At 71.0% G+C, this 18,720-nt stretch carries 20 protein-coding genes and 1 tRNA gene; 10 read left to right on the top strand and 11 right to left on the bottom strand.

The features are described from left to right. Positions 1–115 precede the first annotated feature (115 nt). From ACLJQF_RS38990 to ACLJQF_RS38975, 4 genes are all read left to right on the top strand, one after another. On the top strand, positions 116–367 hold the full coding sequence (locus ACLJQF_RS38990; RefSeq protein WP_013230551.1) for a hypothetical protein: 252 nt from the start codon (positions 116–118) through the stop codon (positions 365–367). Between the two features lie 149 nt (positions 368–516). Next, positions 517–1,191 carry a Crp/Fnr family transcriptional regulator gene (locus ACLJQF_RS38985; RefSeq protein WP_003081747.1) on the top strand — a complete coding sequence of 225 codons (675 nt, stop codon included), beginning with the start codon at positions 517–519 and terminating at the stop codon, positions 1,189–1,191. Positions 1,192–1,617: 426 nt separating this feature from the next. Beyond that, on the top strand, positions 1,618–2,874 hold the full coding sequence (locus tag ACLJQF_RS38980) for an MFS transporter (RefSeq protein WP_410615307.1): 1,257 nt from the start codon (positions 1,618–1,620) through the stop codon (positions 2,872–2,874). Positions 2,875–2,914: 40 nt separating this feature from the next. After that, positions 2,915–3,976, top strand: coding sequence for a DNA polymerase III subunit beta (locus ACLJQF_RS38975; protein ID WP_410615306.1), 1,062 nt, complete (start codon positions 2,915–2,917; stop codon positions 3,974–3,976). Here ACLJQF_RS38975 and ACLJQF_RS38970 read toward each other — a convergent pair. The 8 genes from ACLJQF_RS38970 to ACLJQF_RS38935 form a co-directional block, all read right to left on the bottom strand. Continuing rightward, entirely contained in the window at positions 3,966–4,985 is a 1,020-nt protein-coding gene (locus ACLJQF_RS38970) for a hypothetical protein (protein WP_410615305.1), read from the bottom strand. The two genes, ACLJQF_RS38975 and ACLJQF_RS38970, sit on opposite strands and share 11 nt — an antisense overlap. Before the next feature lie 87 nt (positions 4,986–5,072). After that, positions 5,073–5,327, bottom strand: coding sequence for a glutaredoxin domain-containing protein (locus ACLJQF_RS38965; protein WP_020642043.1), 255 nt, complete (start codon positions 5,325–5,327; stop codon positions 5,073–5,075). Then, the gene (locus tag ACLJQF_RS38960; RefSeq protein ID WP_410615304.1) at positions 5,324–6,094 is read right to left on the bottom strand and encodes an MBL fold metallo-hydrolase; all 771 of its coding nucleotides are present in this window, start codon (positions 6,092–6,094) and stop codon (positions 5,324–5,326) included. Before ACLJQF_RS38960 ends, ACLJQF_RS38965 begins: the two co-directional genes overlap by 4 nt. Then, the gene (locus ACLJQF_RS38955; RefSeq protein ID WP_410615303.1) at positions 6,091–6,909 is read right to left on the bottom strand and encodes an NUDIX hydrolase; all 819 of its coding nucleotides are present in this window, start codon (positions 6,907–6,909) and stop codon (positions 6,091–6,093) included. The genes ACLJQF_RS38960 and ACLJQF_RS38955 overlap by 4 nt, the downstream gene beginning before the upstream one ends. 109 nt (positions 6,910–7,018) lie before the next feature. Beyond that, a complete protein-coding gene (locus ACLJQF_RS38950) occupies positions 7,019–8,158 on the bottom strand; it encodes a hypothetical protein (protein ID WP_410615302.1) in 1,140 nt (379 codons plus the stop codon). Positions 8,159–8,194: 36 nt separating this feature from the next. Continuing rightward, positions 8,195–8,821: a hypothetical protein gene (locus ACLJQF_RS38945; RefSeq protein ID WP_410615301.1), complete on the bottom strand. Its 627-nt coding sequence runs from the start codon at positions 8,819–8,821 to the stop codon at positions 8,195–8,197. Then, positions 8,821–9,276, bottom strand: coding sequence for a RidA family protein (locus ACLJQF_RS38940; RefSeq protein ID WP_410615300.1), 456 nt, complete (start codon positions 9,274–9,276; stop codon positions 8,821–8,823). Before ACLJQF_RS38940 ends, ACLJQF_RS38945 begins: the two co-directional genes overlap by 1 nt. Positions 9,277–9,280: 4 nt before the next feature. Then, on the bottom strand, positions 9,281–9,442 hold the full coding sequence (locus tag ACLJQF_RS38935) for a DUF4177 domain-containing protein (protein WP_086679227.1): 162 nt from the start codon (positions 9,440–9,442) through the stop codon (positions 9,281–9,283). A gap of 206 nt (positions 9,443–9,648) precedes the next feature. On the opposite strand from ACLJQF_RS38935, the gene ACLJQF_RS38930 reads away from it, so the two are divergent. From ACLJQF_RS38930 to ACLJQF_RS38920, 3 genes are read left to right on the top strand one after another with little or no spacing between them, the layout of a single operon-like run. After that, a complete protein-coding gene (locus ACLJQF_RS38930; RefSeq protein WP_410615299.1) occupies positions 9,649–9,897 on the top strand; it encodes a hypothetical protein in 249 nt (82 codons plus the stop codon). Positions 9,898–9,918: 21 nt separating this feature from the next. Next, positions 9,919–10,926 carry an ArsA-related P-loop ATPase gene (locus ACLJQF_RS38925; protein WP_410615298.1) on the top strand — a complete coding sequence of 336 codons (1,008 nt, stop codon included), beginning with the start codon at positions 9,919–9,921 and terminating at the stop codon, positions 10,924–10,926. Next, positions 10,923–12,032 carry an ArsA family ATPase gene (locus ACLJQF_RS38920; protein ID WP_410615297.1) on the top strand — a complete coding sequence of 370 codons (1,110 nt, stop codon included), beginning with the start codon at positions 10,923–10,925 and terminating at the stop codon, positions 12,030–12,032. The genes ACLJQF_RS38925 and ACLJQF_RS38920 overlap by 4 nt, the downstream gene beginning before the upstream one ends. A 77-nt stretch (positions 12,033–12,109) precedes the next feature. Here the strand turns inward: ACLJQF_RS38920 and ACLJQF_RS38915 are convergent, their stop codons facing one another. Next, positions 12,110–12,406, bottom strand: coding sequence for a WhiB family transcriptional regulator (locus ACLJQF_RS38915; RefSeq protein WP_410615296.1), 297 nt, complete (start codon positions 12,404–12,406; stop codon positions 12,110–12,112). A 344-nt stretch (positions 12,407–12,750) separates the two neighbouring features. Between ACLJQF_RS38915 and ACLJQF_RS38910 the strand changes: the two genes are divergently transcribed. After that, positions 12,751–14,925, top strand: coding sequence for a transglycosylase domain-containing protein (locus tag ACLJQF_RS38910; RefSeq protein ID WP_410615295.1), 2,175 nt, complete (start codon positions 12,751–12,753; stop codon positions 14,923–14,925). Between the two features lie 89 nt (positions 14,926–15,014). Here the strand turns inward: ACLJQF_RS38910 and ACLJQF_RS38905 are convergent, their stop codons facing one another. Then, positions 15,015–16,682: a protein kinase domain-containing protein gene (locus tag ACLJQF_RS38905; RefSeq protein ID WP_410615294.1), complete on the bottom strand. Its 1,668-nt coding sequence runs from the start codon at positions 16,680–16,682 to the stop codon at positions 15,015–15,017. Positions 16,683–16,801: 119 nt separating this feature from the next. On the opposite strand from ACLJQF_RS38905, the gene ACLJQF_RS38900 reads away from it, so the two are divergent. Together ACLJQF_RS38900 and ACLJQF_RS38895 are read left to right on the top strand one after the other, a co-directional pair. Continuing rightward, the gene (locus ACLJQF_RS38900) at positions 16,802–17,782 is read left to right on the top strand and encodes a metallophosphoesterase (RefSeq protein WP_410615293.1); all 981 of its coding nucleotides are present in this window, start codon (positions 16,802–16,804) and stop codon (positions 17,780–17,782) included. Positions 17,783–17,811: 29 nt separating this feature from the next. Beyond that, positions 17,812–17,885, top strand: a tRNA-Pro gene (locus tag ACLJQF_RS38895). A 41-nt stretch (positions 17,886–17,926) separates the two neighbouring features. Here the strand turns inward: ACLJQF_RS38895 and ACLJQF_RS38890 are convergent. Further along, positions 17,927–18,700: a methyltransferase domain-containing protein gene (locus ACLJQF_RS38890; protein ID WP_410615292.1), complete on the bottom strand. Its 774-nt coding sequence runs from the start codon at positions 18,698–18,700 to the stop codon at positions 17,927–17,929. Positions 18,701–18,720 lie beyond the last annotated feature (20 nt).

Here is an 18,720-nt window from a genome sequence, read left to right as displayed (position 1 = left end):
GGCACTGCACCGGTGGACGACCGACACGCCAGAGCACCACCTCGGCGCGTTTTCCGGCCGCCATGAGCGAGGATCTGGAGTACATGCTTCTCATCGAGTGTTTCGGGGTCCGGTCATGACTGTCTGGTTCGTCATCCTGGTCCCCCTGGTCATCATGTTCTTCGCGCTCTTCATGGAGCGGGTGGAGAGCAGGCTCAAGCACGTCGCGGTGCAGGAGAACGAGGTCGAAGAGTTCCTCGAGCAGGCGCAGCCCAACGAGGTCAGGGCGCTCTACGGGCACGGCATCGGCCGTGCGCTGGAGCTGTTCCGGCTGCGTAGGCTGGGCGGACGGGCAGCCAGGCTACGCGCGCGTCGCGTGCGGAGCTAGGCTCCACGTTCGAACGAGATCGTTTCCGCCTTGTGCGAGTCCGGCGGGCGATCTCGGGAGTACGCCCTAGACTGACGCGCAAGTGATCGGCGTCACGCTCTTCCAGCCAAGGGGGAGCGTGATCGTTTCTCGACGAGGAGGCACCCGAGGTGGACGAAACCCTGGCCCGTGCGGGCATTTTCCAGGGTGTGGAGCCGGCAGCGGCGGAGGCGCTGGCCCAGACCTTGGAATCCGTGGAGTTCCCCCGCGGCCATGTCATCTTCAACGAGGGCGAACCCGGCGACAAGCTGTACATCATCCAGTCCGGCAAGGTGAAGATCGGCCGCAAGTCCCCGGACGGCCGCGAGAACCTGCTGGGCATCTTCGGCCCGTCGGACATGTTCGGCGAGCTGTCCATCTTCGACCCCGGCCCCCGGACGTCGAGCGCGACCACGGTCACCGAGGTCCGCGCGGTCACCATGGACCGCCCGGCCCTGCGCCAGTGGATCTCGACCCGTCCGGAGATAGCGGAACAGCTGCTGCGCGTGGTCGCGCGCCGTCTGCGCCGGACGAACAACATGGTCGCCGAACTGATCTTCACCGACGTCCCGGGCCGCGTGGCGCGGGCGCTGCTGCAGCTCGCGCAGCGGTTCGGCAGCCAGGAAGCGGGCCTGCTGCGGGTCACGCACGACCTGACGCAGGAAGAGATCGCCCAGTACGTGGGCGCGTCCCGCGAGACCGTCAACAAGGCGCTCGCCGACTTCGCCCACCGCGGCTGGCTGCGGCTCGAGGGCAAGAGCGTGCTGATCCTGGATCCGGAGCGGCTGGCCCGCCGGGCTCGCTAGTTCTTCTCACGAAGAAGGCCCCTCGGCTTGCCGAGGGGCCTTCTTCGTGTCTTCATGGTCAATAACAAAGAGCCGGGCGCCACCCCCGACGTGGCGCACCGGCTCTTCGTTGTTTGCGCGGACCATCCCCCGACGATCCGCGCTCCCCGCCCTCCGGGCCAGGCCCCGACCCGAGTGCCGGAGGGAGCTGGGTTTCTTCTGTGCTGTTGTTCAACCATCACGGCCCATACCCACGAATTCAAGGCCATTCACTCTCAAGGACGCCACCCGGGCCGTTTCGTTGCAGGAGTCCACAGAGAATATCCTGAGCGTTACCTGATCGAGACCCATCGGGCGGACCCCAAGATCTACGGCCGGTTTGCCGGTGACGCACCTGACCGGCAAATAACTGGTACTGACGTACCAGTCTGGGGCATACTTGTACGCGTGTCCCAGTCTGCCTCGAACCACGAAAGCCGCACGTCCCTAGCCGACTACCGCACCGCGCTGACCACCCGGGCGGCCCGGGGGCCCGCCGTCGCGTCGGTGCTCGCCCGCCTGCCGATCGCGATGATCGGCATCTCGGCCCTGCTCTACGTCCAGCGCGAGACGGGTTCGTTCGCCGTCGCCGGGCTCGTCTCGGCCGGTTCACTCGTCGGAGTGTCAGTGGGTGCGGTGCTGCAGGGCAGGCTGATCGACCGGTTCGGGCCGACGCGGCCGCTGCTCACCGTCTCGCTGCTGCTGGCGCTGTCGATGAGCGCGCTGGTCACGGCCATCGAGTCGCACGCCGAGACGGCGGTGCTCGTTGCTTTCGGCGCCCTCACCGGGCTGACCGAGCCGATGGTCGGGTCCGCGTCGCGGGCACTGTGGGGCCGGCTGCTCCCGCCGGGCGGCCCGCGCAACGCCGCCTTCTCGTACGAGGCGATCAGCATGGAGGTCTTCTTCATCCTCGGCCCCGGTGTGGCCGGGCTGCTGGTCATGGCGCCGTGGGCGGGCACCGGCCTGGTGCTGGGCGTCGCGCTGCAGTTCACCGGCGCGGTGCTGTTCGCGCTGAGCCCGGCCGTGCGGGCCTGGGGGCCTGCTGCTCCGGGTTCTTCGGGGTCGCTGCTGGGCGCGCTGGCCGGCCCGGGCATGCGCACGCTGGCCATCGCCGCGCTGGGCTTCGGCGTGGTGATCGGGTTCGTCGAGGTCGCCGTGCCGGCGGCGGCCACCGAGGCGGGCCACGCGTCCGTGGGCGGCCTGCTGCTGTCGGCGTGGTCGCTGAGCTCGGTCGCGTTCGGCGTCGCCTACAGCCTGCGCCCGTGGCCGCGGCAGCTGGGCGTTCGGCTGCCGATCCTGCTCGGCGGGTTCGGTGCGCTGGTCGCACTGCTCGCGTGGCCGTCCTCGCTGTGGGGCCTGGCGCTGATGATGCTGCTGGCGGGCGCGCTGATCACGCCGCAGTCGACGGCCCACTCGGCGGCGATCGAGGTGGTCGCGCCGTCCGGGACCGCGGCGGAGGCGTTCGGCTGGGTGCTCACGGCGGTGACGCTGGGGCTGGCGGCCGGCCAGTCGATCAGCGGGTACATCGTCGAGCACGCCGGTCCGGGCCCGGCCTTCCTGGCGGCGAGCGCGGCGGGACTGGTGCTCGCGCTGATCGTGTGGCTGCTGCGCGGGACGGTCCGGGCGCCCCGGTCCGCTCCGGCTCCTGAGCTGGTCAACGCGTAGTTCAGCGGTTTTTGTCGGTGCCGGCCGCTAGCTTTCGGGCATGGACGTCACCGCGCCTGCCCACCGCCTCTCGGCGGCCGTCACCGCCGCGTCGCGCCTGCTGCCGGCCCGCACCGGGCTCCGGCTGCACGCCGGCCCGGCCGGGCTGACGGTCGCCGGCGTCGCGCCGGACCTCGCCGTCAGCTTCGGCTGCCCGGCGACATCGCACACCGACGGCTCGGTGGTCGTCCCCGCGGCCCCGCTGGCCGAGACGTTGAAGGTGCTCGACTCGGAGCTGGTGCGCCTGGTCGTCGAGGGCACCCGCCTGGCGTTGCGGCTGGACAACGCCCGGTTCGCGCTGCCACTGCTGCCGGAATCCCTCGCGGCGGCGGACCCACCGGCCCAGGTGTCCGAAGTGGACGGAGCGGCGTTCGCCTCGGCGTTGCGGATCGTCGCGGGCACGGCGGCGAAGGACGACCCGCTGCCACTGTTCACCGGCGTCCGCCTGCAGGCCTCCGGCTCCGGCCTGACGTTGACGGCGTCCGACCGCTACCGGATGGCGGTGGCCCGGCTGCCACTGGCGTCGCCGGGGTCCCTGGACGTCCTGGTCCCGGCGGCCCTGCTGTCGGAGGCGGCCCGGCAGGCGCGCGGGCGCGTGGGCCTGCACGTCGGCCCGGGCCGGTTCGGGGTGAGCTGGCAGGGAGGCCTGGTGGCAACGGCGGTCCTCGACGCGGGCTTCCTGTCCGAGGACTCGATCCCGTCGGGCACGGTGGACACGACGGTGACGCTTCGGGCGGACGCGCTGGCCGCGGCGGTCCGTCGCGTGGGGGTGTACGCGGAGGACAGGCGAGTCCTGACGGTGGAGGTGGGCGACACCCAGGTCCGCCTGGCGAGCGCCCGCCAGGACACGGGCGAGGCGGAGGAGGTACTGAAGGCGGACGTCGGCGGCGGGCGGACCTCGCCGTCGTTCCAGGCCCGGTACCTGCTGGACGCGCTGGCGGCGTTCGGGAGCGAGCGGGTGGTGCTGTCGATCCAGCCGGGGATGCGGGCGTGCATCCTGCGGGCGGCGGAGCCCGGGGAGGTGGAACTGACGTACTACCTGATGCCGATGCTCACCCGATGATTTCGGTCAGGTCCCGCAGAGCGACTTCGGCCGCGGGTCCGGCGGTGAACTGGCTGACGGTCAGCGCGGCGCTGCCGAAACGCTGCCGGTAGGCGTCCCGGAGGTGGGGTGACGAGCGACCGAGCGCCCATTCGACGGTCGAAGTGCTGTTGCGCAGGTAGTCGATGGGCAGGCGGCCGAGGACGTACAACTCGGCACGACGATCCCCGCGATCGAGGACCAGACTGACCAGGTCGGCGACAAGCATGCGCTTGCGCATCGTGTCGCGGCCCTTCCACTGGGCGGCTTTGAACTCGGCCACGCGGCGATCTGTTTCGAGGTCGAACTTGCGGCTGCCGTCGTTTCCCGAAGCCAGCGACGGACGCCGAACGATGCGTTCACCCGGCTCGAGGATTTTCGGCAGCGCCCGGACGATCATCGCCGCGTGGATGAGGTCGTTGACGCGACCCGCGTGCTGCCGCACGAGCAGTGCGCCCTTGAGCAGGTCGTCGGTCAGCCCCTCGGGGGCCACCCGCTCTTCGACGGTTTCGCCGTCGGCGCCTTCCAGCCGGTCCTCCAGCCGGCTCACGCGACGGGAGAGGTCTTCCTGGCCGAAGAACTGGAGCAGGTCGACGAAGGACTTGACCGCCGAGCCGACATCGATTCCGCCCGTCGGCGGCTCGGTAAGGGGCGCCGGCGCAACCTGCTCGACCAGCTCCTGGGGAAGCGGACTCGTCGAGAAGCCGAGGCGCCGGAGCTGGCGGATCGCGTAGTGCGAGATGAACTCGGTCCGCGACACCCCCAGAGCGCGCTCGAACAGCTGCCTCGGTGGCCATCTCTGATCTCCGACGGAGACCCAGTGGGTGCGAATCGGCTCCGGCCCACCGCGGGCGGCCGCGGTCAGTACTTCGGCCCGACTCAGTGAGTGCTGCTCGCCGTTGAGCACGAAGCTGATCACGTCGTCCATGCGCAGTGAGTCGCCCGCAGGCCTCCGCGCGCTACAACGGGCAACCGGTTCGGCGCCTGCCACTGCCAGGCGCCCCGGGAGGCCTGGAGAACAACGCCGGGCTGCGCGAAGTGTGGGCCGCCTTCCTCGGTGGAGAGCGGCCCGGCGCCCTCACCCCGCCGAAGCTGCCTTGACCGCCGCCTCGACCTCGGCGAAGGACGGGTTGACCATGGCCGTCGACCCGACGATCACCGTCGGCACCGTCTCGTTGCCGTTGGCGACCTCGCGGACCCGCGCGGCCGCCGCCGGGTCCTCCCAGATGTTGATCGCGCGGACGGTGAAGCCGCTCTTCGACAACGGCCGTTCCAGGGCTGCGCAGAATCCGCAGCCCGGCCGCCAGTAGAACTCGACCTCGACGTTGCTCATCCGTTCTCCTCCGACCGCAAGTAGTCCAGCTGCGCCTGCACGCTCCACTCGGCGGGCGCCCACAGCGCCCGGTCGACATCGGCGTACACGACCTCGACGACCTGGCGCGGCGTGGCGTCCGCCCCGAGCGTCTTCAAAGCCGAACGCACCTGGTCGAGCCGCTGTTCCCGGTGGGCAAGGTACTCGCGCGCGGTCGCGGGCAGGTCGGGGAGCTCTGGGCCGTGCCCGGGCAGGCCGACCGTGCCCGCCGGCAGCTCGATCAGCTTCCGCAGCGAACGCAGGTAGTCACCGAGGTCGTGCAGCACCGTCGTGCCGCGCCCGAGGATCGTGTCACCGGTCAGCACCTGGCCGTCGAGGACCAGCGACACCGAGTCGTCGGTGTGGCCCGGCGTGTGCAGCACGCGGAGCGAAAGGCCGCCCGCCGAGAGCACCTCCCCGTCCACAAAGGACGATGCGCCGATGCACAGGGCCTGGTCGAACGCCCGCACCGGCGCGCCGACGCGCTCGGCGAACCACGGCGCGCCCTCCGCGTGGTCGGGGTGGTGGTGCGTGAGGAGGACCAGCTCGACCGCGCCGACACCGGCCAGCAGCTCGAGGTGCTCGAGGTCGCGGTAGCCCGGATCGACGACCACAGCGGGGCTCGAAGGCGTCGCCCGCAGCACCCAGCTGTTGGTGCCTTCGAGCGTCATCGACGACGGGTTGTTCTCCAGCAGCACCGAAGCCGTCTCGGACACCTGGCGCAGGACGCCGTAGGCCGGGGCGCTCATCGCGGCTCCAGGACGACTCGGACGTGGCCGTTCTCGCGGACCAGCGTCGGCGCGATCCGGACGATCTCGCGCGGCGCGGCCAGCACGTCGTCGGCGGTGGCGAACTCCGCCAGCTCGCTCAGCGTCAGCCACGTCGGCGGCATCAGCATCCGGCGGCCTTCGCGCGCGTCCGCGATGGCGTCTTCCGGACGCTGCCAGCCGGAGCTCGACGCTTCCGACGTCGCCCCGTCGGCCTCCTGGCCCTCGGGCAGCTTCGCGACGTAGAACCGGGTGTCGTACCGGCGCGGCTCCTGCTCGGGCGTGATCCAGTGCGCCCACGGGCGCAGCAGGTCGGCCCGCAACGTCAGGCCCGCGTCGGCGAGGAACCCGGCCAGCGACACTTCCCGCGTCTCGAGGGCGTGGCGGGCCGCCGCGTACGGCGTGACGTCGGTCAGCACCGCGTCCGCGCCGCCCGCGAGCAGCACGCCGGACTCCTCGAACGTCTCGCGCACGGCCGCGCAGGTCAGCGCCCGCGCGAGGGCTTCGTCACAGCCGAACCGGGAGGCCCACCACGACGGCTCGGGACCGGCCCAGGCCACCGACGTGTCGGCGTCGCGCTGGTCGACCCCGCCGCCGGGGAACACGGTCATCCCGCCCGCGAACGGCATGCCCTTGACCCGGTGCTGGAGGAAGATCTCGACGCCGTCGGCGCCGTCCCGGACCAGGATGACGGTGGCCGCGTCCTTCGGCGTCGCCGGCGGGCCGTCGGCATTGGCCCGCGTCGCGACGCCGGCGCCGACCGGGATGTCGAAGACAAACTCCTTTGGCTGCTCCACCTCGGCAACATACCTCCGACACCCGACGTCCCGTCGCGCAGTTGTGGCACGCCGGACACGGCAAAGGGGGCACTTTCACGTGAAAGTGCCCCCTTTGCGGAAGACGAACCTAGGGTGCGGTCCAGCCGCGCTGGTCGCCGCCGGAACGGGACGCGCCGTTGAGGCGCATCTTCGCCGCCTCGGCCCGCTCACGCTCGGCCAGCTCGGCGTGCAGCTCGCGCAGCAGCGCCCGGTCGCGCTCGCTCAAGCTCGGGTCGTCCAGGTCCAACGCCGGCAGCTCGACGACCTCGTGCATCGACGGCTTGCCCGCGGCGATCTCGCGGCCCTTCTCCGGGTCCTCGGCCAGCGCCTGCCGCAGCTGCGCCACCTCGGCCGGGGTCAGGTCGGCGGTGCGCTCCGCCCGCGTCTCCGACCGCGCCTTGCGGGGCGGCTCGGCGGGGGGCGGCGCCGACGAGACGATCGGCACCACCGGGGCGACCGGCTCGGCCGGCGCCGTCGTCGTGGTGCTGCCCGATCGCATGCTGTGCCTGCTGACCGACTCCCCGACCGGCTCCGGCGTCACCGGGGCCGGCGGCTTGCCGACCGGCTCGGACCGAAAGGACGACGACGCACCGGACGTCGTGCTCCCGGTCACCCAGGCCGGCGACGCGGCGGCCGACGCGGCCTGGTGGTACTCGGAATGCGCGACGCCGGGGCCGCTGACCTCGACGACCGAGTGGATCCCGGCCCGGCGCAACGCCGTGTCGACGCGGAACGCGACGGCCGGCGGGTTGCCCTCCGGTCCCAGCTCGACGAGCACCACACGCTGCGGCAACGCGCCCGGCACGCTGCCGGCCGGGGTGTTGCGCCACACCGCGTGCACCGAGCGGACGTCCGGCAGCACCTGCAGGGTCCGGTCGAGCGCCTCGGCGATGCCGAACTCCGGGGTGTTCTCGCCGCTGAACCGGTGCGTGCTGACCGGCTCGGTCTCATCGACCAGCAGGTCGTTCGCCAGCGTCGCGTCCGACCGGCTCATCTCGAGGACCAGCGCCAGCTCGCGCTGCTCGGCGGAGCTGACCGGGATCCGGCCCGCGATGAGCGTGCCGGTGGTCAGCTCGACCGCCTCGTCGATGTGGGCCCGGGCGATCAGCTCACGCGCTTCGGTGAGCGCGCTGTCGTCGATCCGGCCCGCCAGGGCCAGCAACAGGTTGTGCAGGCGCAGGGGCACCGAGAACCCGTCCATGGGCGGGCCGTCGTGGACCTCCACCATTGCCTTGCTCCCTCCCAGCTCGCTGGCGGGCGAGCGTTATGCGGCTACTAGCCGGGTCCCCGCCACGGCGCCCACGCAGATCAGCTCTGAGTCGGCCAGCGCGGCCCGGTGGTACCCCGGCAGGTCGAAGCGCGGCGGAATGACCTCGACGCTCGGCTCTTCGTCGCCCAGGACCCGCAGCACCCGCTGCAGTTCGCCGGTCAACCTCGGTAGCCCCGTCAGCGCAGTGATCAGCAGGACGCGCTTGGCGGTGCCCTGCCCGACCACACCGACGTGTCGCCAGCTCTGCCGCACTTCCCCCACGTCCGGGCGTCCTCGCAACGTTGCGTGGATCAACACGGACACGGAGTCGACCGAGTTAACCCATTCGGGCGCACTCGACGTGAATGTGTACCGGTTCTCGGTGACGTCGTCTACCCCCAGCGTCGAACTGACCTGGTGCCAGTCGGCGCCGTGCGGGATGAGACCGGCCACGAGCAGCCGGTACTCCGTTTGGTCGAGATCGATCCTGTGCTTAAGCAAAGACCTCGGCAGGGTCCGGGCTAAGGTGCCCATGGCGCCTTCGCCGAGCCAGTCGCGGAACCGCCACAGCAACTGGTCGGGCAGCCGCCCGGCCAGCCGGATCAGCAGCTCGTGGGTGGCCTGCTCGATGTCCGGGTCCATCACTGCACCTCCACGATCAGTTCGACCTCCACCGGCGAACCGATGGGCAGCTCCGCGACGCCGACGGCCGAGCGGGCGTGGATGCCCGCGTCGCCGAAGACCTCGCCGAGCAGTTCGGACGCGCCGTTGACGACCGCCGGCTGACCGGTGAAGCCCTCCGCGGAAGCCACGAAGCCGACAACCTTGACGATCCGCGCCACGTTGTCAATGCCGACCAGCGCGTGCACGGCCGCGAGCGCGTTGAGCGCCGACGTGCGGGCGTGGCCCTTCGCCTCTTCGGGGCTGATCTCCGCGCCGACCTTGCCGGTCGCGGCGAGCACGCCGTCGACGAAGGGCAGCTGGCCGGACGTGTAGACGTGCTGCCCGCTCTGCACGGCGGGCACGTAGGCGGCCAGCGGGGCCGCGACGCCGGGCAGCTCGATGCCGAGTTCCTTCAGCCGATCGCTCCAGCTCACCGGGTCAGCCCTTCGGACGCTTGAGGTACGCGACGTGCTGTTCGCCCGTCGGGTTCGGCAGCACGGTGACCAGCTCCCAGCCATCCTCGCCCCACTGGTCGAGGATCTGCTTCGTGGCGTGGATCAGCAGAGGGACGGTGGCGTACTCCCACTTGGTGGCGCTCATAGCCGGGAGCGTAGCCAAGCGGGCAAGACCGCCGGGGACGACCGCCGGAAAACCGGCCGCGACGCGCCGGGGTGTGGTTCATCTCACGCCCGACCCCAAGCGCCCCAAGGCGGCCTTGGTTGCGTCTCACGCACCGAAGGCCGCCTTGGGTGCGTCTCACGCACCGAAGGCCGCCTTGGGGCGCTTGGCACCGCTAGCGTGGGCCGGTGGAAACGTGGCGGGTGATCGCGACGGCGCTGCTGGCGGCGGCCGGGCTGCCGCTGGTGCTCGTCGTGATGGCGAAGGTGCGCGACCGGACGCAGCATTCGGGCCAGGTCGCGCTGGGCGGGGTGATCACCTTCACCCTGCTGGTCGTGGTGGGCGTCCTCACGCTGACCGTCCTGCCCGGCGTCGTGAGCTGGGCACTCGTCGCGGCCGTCGCCGCTGCGGCCGGCGTCATGCTGCTGGCCAGTTGAGCGCTGAATTAGGGTGAAGAAGTGACCATTTCCCATGCCGGCTGGACCGACGAGCTTGCCCGCGCCCGGCTGCACTTCGTCACCGGCAAGGGCGGGACCGGCAAGACGACGCTCGCCGCCGCGCTCGGCCTCGCGCTCGCCCGTGAAGGCCGTCGCGTGCTGCTCATCGAGGTCGAGGGCCGGCAGGGCATCGCCCAGCTCTTCGACACCGAGCCGCTGCCCTACGCCGAGCAGCGCATCGCGTCCGTCCCGGGTGGCGGGGAGCTGCGCGCGCTGCACATCGACGTCGAAGCGGCGCTGCTCGAGTACTTCGAGATGTTCTACAACCTGGGCTTCGCCGGCCGGACGCTGCGGCGGATGGGCGCGATCGAGTTCGCGACCACGCTCGCGCCGGGCCTGCGTGACGTCCTGCTCACCGGGAAGATCAAGGAGTGCGTCGGCCGGACCGAGTCCGACGGGCGGCACACCTACGACGCCGTCGTCGTCGACTCGCCGCCGACCGGCCGGGTCGTCAAGTTCCTCGACGTCACCAAGGCGCTGACCGACCTCGCGAAGACCGGCCCGATCCGCGGCCAGGCCGACGGCGTCGTCCGGCTGCTGCACTCCGGTGAGACCGCCGTGCACCTGGCCACGCTGCTGGAGGAGATGCCGGTGCGCGAAACCGTCGAGGCCGTCGCCGAGCTGGACGGCGCCGACCTGCGCCCGGGTGCGGTGCTGGTCAACCGGGTGAGACCGCCGCGGTTGCCGGCCCGTTCGGTGACCGCCGCCGCGGACGGCCGCGTCGACGCCTCCCGCGTCCGTACCGGGCTCGCCTCGGCCGGGCTGAAGCTGCCGCAGGCGACCCTGGACGCGCTGGTCGACGAGACCGTCGAGCACGCCGTGCGGGTCGCCGCGGAGCAGCGGGCGCGCGAGCAGCTCGCCGAGGCCGACCTGCCGACCCTGGAGCTGCCGGACCTGACCGAGGGCGTCGACGTCGCGGCTCTCTACGACCTGGCCGAAGCCCTGACCGACCAGGGGGTGCGGTTGTGACCACCATCGACATCGACGCGCTGCTCGACGACCCGGAAAGCCGCGTGATCGTCTGCTGCGGCTCCGGCGGCGTCGGCAAGACGACCACCGCCGCGGCGCTGGCCCTGCGCGCGGCCGAGCGCGGCCGCCAGACCGTGGTGCTGACGATCGACCCCGCCCGGCGGCTGGCGCAGGCGCTCGGCCTGCGCGAACTCGGCAACCACCCGAGGCAGGTGCAGGTCGAGGGGTTCGAGCCGAAGGGCGAACTCTGGGCGATGATGCTCGACATGCGCCGCACCTTCGACGACATGGTGCGCGTGCACGCCGGCCCGGAACGCGCCGAGCAGCTGCTCCAGAACCCCTTCTACCAGACGATTTCCACGTCGTTCTCCGGCACGCAGGAGTACATGGCGATGGAGAAGCTGGGCCAGCTCGCGGCCACCGGCGAGTGGGACCTGATCATCGTCGACACCCCGCCGAGCCGGTCCGCCCTGGACTTCCTCGACGCGCCGACCCGGCTCTCGAGCGCGCTGGACGGCCGGATGATCCGGCTGCTGACGGCCCCGGCGAAGGCCGGCGGCTGGGGCCTGCGCAAGGTCGTCAACGCCGGGTTCTCGATGTTCGCCAAGGCCGTGTCGACGATCATCGGCGGCCAGCTGCTGACCGACGCGTCGGCGTTCATGCAGGCCTTCGACAGCATGTTCGGCGGCTTCCGCGAGCGCGCGCGCAAGACGGCGGAGCTGCTGCGCTCGTCGGGGACGTCGTTCCTGGTCGTGGCCGCGCCGGAGCCGGACGCGCTGCGCGAGGCGTCCTACTTCGTCGAGCGCCTGTCGGCCGAGTCGATGCCGCTGGCGGGGCTGATCGCGAACCGGACGCACCCGGTGCTGGCTCCGCTGTCCGGCGCGGAGGCCCTGGCGGCGGCCGAGACGCTGCAGAACGCCCCCTTGGCCGAGGCGGTGCTCCGGTTGCATGCGGACCGGGTAAGCCTGGCGGCCCGAGAGGAGCGGCTGCTGGCGCGGTTCACCCGGGCGCACCCGGAGGTGGCGCTGGCGAAGGTCCCGGCCTTGGCCGGCGACGTGCACGACCTCGACGGCCTGCGCAACATCGGCGTGAAGCTCGCCGGCTGAGTCTGCCGCGGCTTGTCGTGAGTGGTAATTAGGGTTCTAACCCTAATTACCACTCACGACCGGCCACGGCAGACCGTTCAGCCGACCTTGACCCGTTCCCTCGCGTTCCGCTTGGCCGCTTCGAGCAGGTCGGCCCAGCTCTCCACGTCGGGACGGCGGCGCAGCAGGGCTCGCCGCTCCCGTTCGGTCATGCCACCCCAGACGCCGAAGTTGATCCGGCCGTCGAGCGCTTCGGCGAGGCATTCCGTGCGGACCGGGCAGCCCATGCAGACCGCTTTGGCCCGGTTCTGCTCCGCACCCCGGACGAACAGGCCGTCCGGATCGGCGTCCCGGCAGGACGCGTTCATTCGCCAGCTCGACTGGTTGGTTTCCATACCCCCAGCTCCCTACCCTGGTGATCGACGCACCAGCGGGGAAAGGCACTGCGCTCCTTGCCCCCGCGAGCGTGTCTCCCTCAGCTCACGTCGGTTACCCGGGCACCTCCCCGGTGCCGGTACCGCCGTTCGGACCAGGCGAGCTCCCACCCGCGTTGATCCATCCGACGGCTTGTCTTCGTGAGACGTTGACGGACTGTAGGGGCCTTCGGTTCCCCCCGTCGAGCCCCAGAATGCCTTCCGTTACCAGTTGTCACCAAAGGGGGTCTCTTTTGTCACTGATTTCACACCCCCGGAGACACGGCGTCACCGGCACCTGATCCGTTCCGGGTAACCTGGCCCTCGTGCGAAAAGCGGATGGTTTGTTCAAGCTCATCGGCCTCTGCCTGCTCGCGGGGGTGCTTGTCGCCGGCATGCTCTTCCCGGTCGTGGGGGCCGCCGGTGTCATGTCGAACCAGGCCAGCGAGACGGTGGAGAAGACCTCCTCCGACCTCGCGGACATCCCGCCACCGCTGGTGACGACGGTCACCGACAACACCGGCAAGCCGATCGCGACCCTCTACAGCCAGTACCGGCTGCCGATCACCCCGGACCAGATCAACGAGGCCATGAAGTGGGCCCTGGTCTCGGTCGAGGACAAGCGGTTCTACGAACACCACGGCGTCGACTGGCAGGGCACCCTGCGCGCGGCCGTCAGCAACAGCACCGGCGCCGACACCCAGGGCGCGTCGTCGCTGACCCAGCAGCTCACCAAGAACTACCTGATCAACGTCGTCTACCGGAACGACCCGATCGGCCAGAAGAAGGCTCAGGAGCAGTCGATCTCCCGCAAGCTCAAGGAAGCGCGGATCGCGATCAACCTCGAGACGAAGCTGAGCAAGCAGCAGATCCTGGCCAACTACCTCAACATCGTCGAGTTCTCCCGGCAGATCTTCGGGATCGGCGCGGCGGCGCACGCGTACTTCGACACGACCCCGGAGAAGCTCACCGTGCCGCAGGCCGCGCTGCTGGCCGGCCTGGTGAACAACCCGATCAACAACGACCCGTGGAACCACCCGGACAAGGCCACCGCGCGCCGCAACCTGGTGCTCGACCGGATGGTGGACAACAAGAAGCTGGCGAAGGCCGACGCGGACCGCTTCAAGGCCGAGCCGCTGGGCGTGGTCCCGGACAACCCGAAGAAGCCGCCGGCCAACTGCATCGGCGCGGGCCCGGAGGCCGGGTTCTTCTGCCAGTACGTCGAGGACTACCTCCTCAAGGCCGGCGGGATGACGAAGGACCAGCTCTACTCCGGCGGCTACACGATCAAGAGCACGCTGGACGAGCGCGCCAACCACGAGGCGAAGGTCTCGGCGGAGGCGCAGGTCAAGAAGACGCAGCAGTACGTGGCGAACACGTTGTCGCTGATCAAACCGGGCAAGGACCGGCACGAAGTGGTCGCCTTGGCGGCGAACCGCGACTACGGGCAGAACCAGGACGAGGGCCAGACGACGTACGCGCTGCCCGCGGGTGTCTACAACACCGGTGGTGCGGGGTCGACGTACAAGATCTTCACCAGCGCGGCCGTCCTCGACAAGGGGATCGCCGGGATCTACTCGCCGGTGGACCTGCCGGAGACCTACACCTCGCACGTGTTCACGACCGAAAAGGGCGGTTGCAGCACCACACCGACGGGCAAGCCCCGCACGTACTGGTACTGCGTCGGCAACGCGGCCGACTACAGCAGGACCGCCGCGAACGCGACCCTCCAGACCGCCCTCGCGACGTCCCCGAACACCACGTTCGTGGGACTCGAGGACCAGCTCGGCAGCACCGGCCCGGCCATCGACATGGCCCGCCGGCTCGGCCTGCGCGAAACGATGGCCAGCAACACCGGCGGCGGTCCCGTCGATCCGAACGTCAAGGGGAAGAACCAGAGCCAGGCGGAGGCTTACGGCCCCCAGGGGAACAGCCCGGGGTTCGGCGCGTTCACCCTCGGGTTCAGCCCGGTGAGCGGCCTGGAGATGGGCAACGTCGCCGCGACGATCCTCTCCGGCGGCGTCTGGTGCCCGCCGACGCCGATCGCCGCGGTGACCGACCGCAACGGAGCACCGGTGGCGATCAAGGAAGCGCCGTGCGAGCAGGCGGTGCCCGAAGGCCTGGCGAACACCCTGGCGGTCGGGATGAGCAAAGACGACCAGCCGGGCGGCACCTCGTTCCAGGCGGCCAACGGCGTCGGCTGGAACCGGCCGATGATCGGCAAGACGGGCACGACGCAGGGCAACGTGTCGGCGGCCTTCGTCGGCGGCACCCCGCAGCTGGCCGGATCGGCGATGACGTTCAAGTTCGGCGGCGGCCAGGGCGGTATCTGCGACGCCGGCCCGGGCAACGTCCGTGTCTGCGGCGGCGGCGGGAACATCTTCGGTGGCAAGGCCCCGGCGCGAACGTGGTTCGGCGCGATGAAGAACATCATGGAAGGTCAGCCACCCGCGGATCTGCCGCAGCCCGACCCGAAGTACATGGGCGGCGGCGCCCGCTAGGTCAAGCTCGAACGGCGGGGCGGGAGATGCGGCACTCCCGCCCCGTCCCCGTTTCCGCCCGCCGGATCCGCTTTCCGATCCGGGCTCCGTCAGCTGTTTCCCATCTCCGACAGGATTTCCGTGTTCCACCACTGGTAGAGCTTGTCGAGATCGTCGTTCGTGGTGATCTTCGGGGCCAGCAGGATGCCCGCCACCAGGTTCTTCTTCTCCGTCCACACCAGCTGGGCCGGGTCGCCCAGGAAGCAGGTCAGGTACTCGCCGGGGACCGGGTTGCGGACCTCCGCCCGGTAGTACGTGCCCCAGATCTTGGGGTACTTGTCCGGGCGGCACGCTCCCTGCGCGTCGTTGCGGGTGAGGCCCTGCGTCTTCACGATGTCCTGGAAGAACGCGTCCATCGCGGCGGCGTCGGCGAAGCGGAGGAATCGCGCGCCGGTCGGCTCCGCGAACCAGACGTTGCCGATCTTGACGTCACCGACGGTCGAACCGGCGCACTCGACCGCCGCGGCCGTTCCGGCGGGCGCTGCCGCGTCGGTGCACGTCCGGTAGATCGGCGGCAGCGCGGCGGCCAGCCGTTCGTCGTGCGGCGGCTTCGATTCCGAAGTGGACGGTGCTTCCGTGGAAATTTTCGTTGCCGGTGCGGAGGTTTCGCCGGTGACCGGGGGGTTCGTCGGTCCCGGACCGGCCGTCTGGGTCGTTCTGTCCTTCGTCACGACGTAGGTGATCACCAGCGCCACCACGACGACTCCGGCCAACGCGGCGCACAGCGCGATCCACCGGTTCCGCGGTGACTTCGGGGCCGGCGGAGCGATCGGCGACGGTCCGGTGAACGGACCCGGGCGCGGCGCCGCCGGGAGCGGCATCGGCCGTGGCGGGGTCATCGGCGCCGGAGCAGGGTGCGAAACCAGGCCCGGCAACGTCTTCTGCCACGTCGGGATCGGCGGGGCCGGTGCCGTCACCGCCGCCCGGACGGCGTCGGCGAACGCCCCCGCCGTCGGGTACCGGTCCGCGGGGTTCTTCGCCATTCCACGCGCCACGACCGCGTCCAACGCCGCCGGCAGACCCGGGCGCGCCCGCGAAAGCACCGGCGGTGGCGCGGTCAGGTGCGCGCCCATCTGCGCGGCCGCGCCCTCCGCCGGAAACGGGCGGTGCCCGGTGAGACACTCGAAGAACACGCACGCGAGCGCGTAGACGTCGACGAGGCCGGTGATCGGGGCGTCGCCGAAGCGTTCCGGCGCCATGTAGTCGAGGGTGCCGATCACGTTGCCGGTGCCGGTGATCGACGTCCCTTCGGCGGTCATCGACCGCGCGATGCCGAAGTCCACCAGGTACACGAAGTCCGCGCTCGTCACGAGCACGTTCGACGGCTTGACGTCGCGGTGCACCAGGCCGTCCGCGTGGGCGGCGTCCAGCGCGCCCGCGACCTGGGCCACGATCCCGGCGGCCCGCGCGGGGTCGAGCGGCCCGTCCGCCAGGAGCTCCTTGAGGTCGCGGCCTTCGACGAGCCGCATGTCGAGGTACAGGCGGCCGTCGATCTCGCCGTAGGCGTGGATCGGGATCACGTGCGGTTCCCGCAGCCGCGCGACGATCTGTGACTCGCGGCGGAAGCGCGCGCGGAAGGCTTCGTCGGTGACGAACGGCTCGGACAACAGTTTCAGCGCGACGACACGATCATGCGCGGTGTCATACGCGCGGTAGACCTCGCCCATGCCGCCGCGGCCCAGCAGGCCTTCGATCCGGTACGGCCCGAACTGCTCCATCGTTCTCCCCAAGCCCCCCGGCTTCGGAACCCGTCTTCGGGCCGACGCAGATGCTAAGCGGCAGGTTCCCCGAAACGGCGGTGAAGTCATCCAACTGTTGAGCACGTATCCTGGAGTTCGTGAGCACGCTCAGTAACACACGCACGTCGGGGGCGACGGCAGCGCGCGTCGCCGCGGGGACGCTGGCGCTCGGCGCCGCGACCCTCGGTTACGCCGTCGGGATCGAACGGCGCCGCTGGACCCTCCGCACCGCCGAACTGCCGGTGCTGGCGCCCGGCTCGCGGCCGTTCACCATCCTGCACGTTTCGGACCTGCACATGCTGCCCGGTCACCACAGCAAGCAGCGCTGGGTCGCCGCGCTCGACGAGCTGAACCCGGACCTCGTCGTCAACACCGGCGACAACCTGTCGCACCGGACGGCCGTCCCGTCGGTGCTGCGCGCGCTGGGCCCGCTGCTCGACCGGCCCGGCGTGTTCGTCTTCGGCAGCAACGACTACTACGCGCCCAAGCCGAAGAACCCGGCCCGCTACCTGATGCCGCAGGGCAAGAAGAAGCGCATCCACGGCATCCAGCTGCCGTGGCGCGACCTGCGCGCGGCGTTCGTCGAGCACGGCTGGACCGACCTGACGCACGTCCGCCGCACGATCGACGTCGGCGGGCAGCGGGTGTTCGCGGCCGGCGTCGACGACCCGCACCTGCGTCGCGACCGCTACGCCGACATCGCGGGCCCGGCCGACAGCGGCGCGTCCGTCCGCATCGGCGTCACGCACTCGCCGGAGCCGCGGGTGCTCGACACGTTCGCCACGGACGGTTACGACCTCGTCCTGGCCGGCCACACCCACGGAGGCCAGCTCCGGCTCCCGGGTTACGGCGCGATCATCACCAACTGTGACCTGGATCGCAGCCGGGCGCGGGGCGCCTCGAGGTGGGGGGCGCACATGTGGCTGCACGTCTCGGCCGGGCTGGGGACTTCACCGTGGGCACCGGCCCGGTTCGCCTGCCCGCCGGAGGCGAGCCTGTTGACCCTGGTCGCGCGCGGATCGGGGTCGAACGAACCGCGTAAGTCGGCCCCCCGGAAAGCCCGGGACACCGTCCGCTAGACTTCTCCACGACCCGTTAAGCAGTACCTCGGGGTGTGGCGCAGCTTGGTAGCGTGCCTCGTTCGGGTCGAGGAGGTCGTGGGTTCGAATCCCGCCACCCCGACGAGTAAGAGCCGGTGTCTTCGGACACCGGCTCTTCTGGTTTCAGGGTCTGGTCGCCGTCACCTCGACCCAGCACTGGCTGAAGTCGCCGTCGCCGCTGCGGACCCAGGTCAGTGCCGAGCGGGCCGCACTCGCCAGCTGGTCGCGGTCGCGGCCGAACTGCGGGTCCGCCACCGCCTCGCCCAGCCGGGATTCCACGTACTGCGCCAGACCGCGGTACGTCATGTCCTCGCGGTAGCGGGCACGCGAGACGATCTCGGTGAACCCCGCCGACGCGCAGTGGTCCGCGATCGTGCGGCCGGCGAACGGGTCACCGCCCGCCCGGCGGCGCAGCAGGTGGTGACCGCGCAAAGCGGCATCGACGTTCGCCGTCTTCGGGCGCAGGCGGGCCTTGCTCCAGTCCGATGTGGACAGGGCCAGCCGTCCGCCTGGGCGAAGCACCCGGCACAGTTCGGCCAGCGCATCCCGGGGGGCGGCCAAGTGCTCGAACAGCGCGTGGGAGAACGCCACATCAACGCTGCCGTCGGCGAAGGGCAGGTCGTACGCCGACGCCACCACGAAGTCCACTGTGGAGCGTCCGGCGCGGCGGGCGGCGTCCCGGGCCATCGCGATCTGGCCCGCGTCGCGGTCGACGCCCGTCACCCGGGCCTCCGCGGCGAGGCCCAGGGTGATCGAGCCGGGACCGCAGCCGAGGTCGACCACCCACATGCCTGGTCGGAACAGGGGCTGGGCGAACGTCGCGCGCTCCGCCGCCGTGCGCGCGGACATCATCGACACCGCGTCTCGCCCGTAGCCCGGCGCGTAACCCTCCAGCACCTCGCACACAGTACGGCCAG

It is taken from the genome of Amycolatopsis sp. lyj-109, from assembly GCF_046548995.1.
In the GTDB taxonomy this organism is placed as follows: domain Bacteria; phylum Actinomycetota; class Actinomycetes; order Mycobacteriales; family Pseudonocardiaceae; genus Amycolatopsis.
The sequence above is the reverse complement of the archived record's forward strand: the minus strand, read 5'-3'. Positions and strand labels throughout refer to the sequence as shown.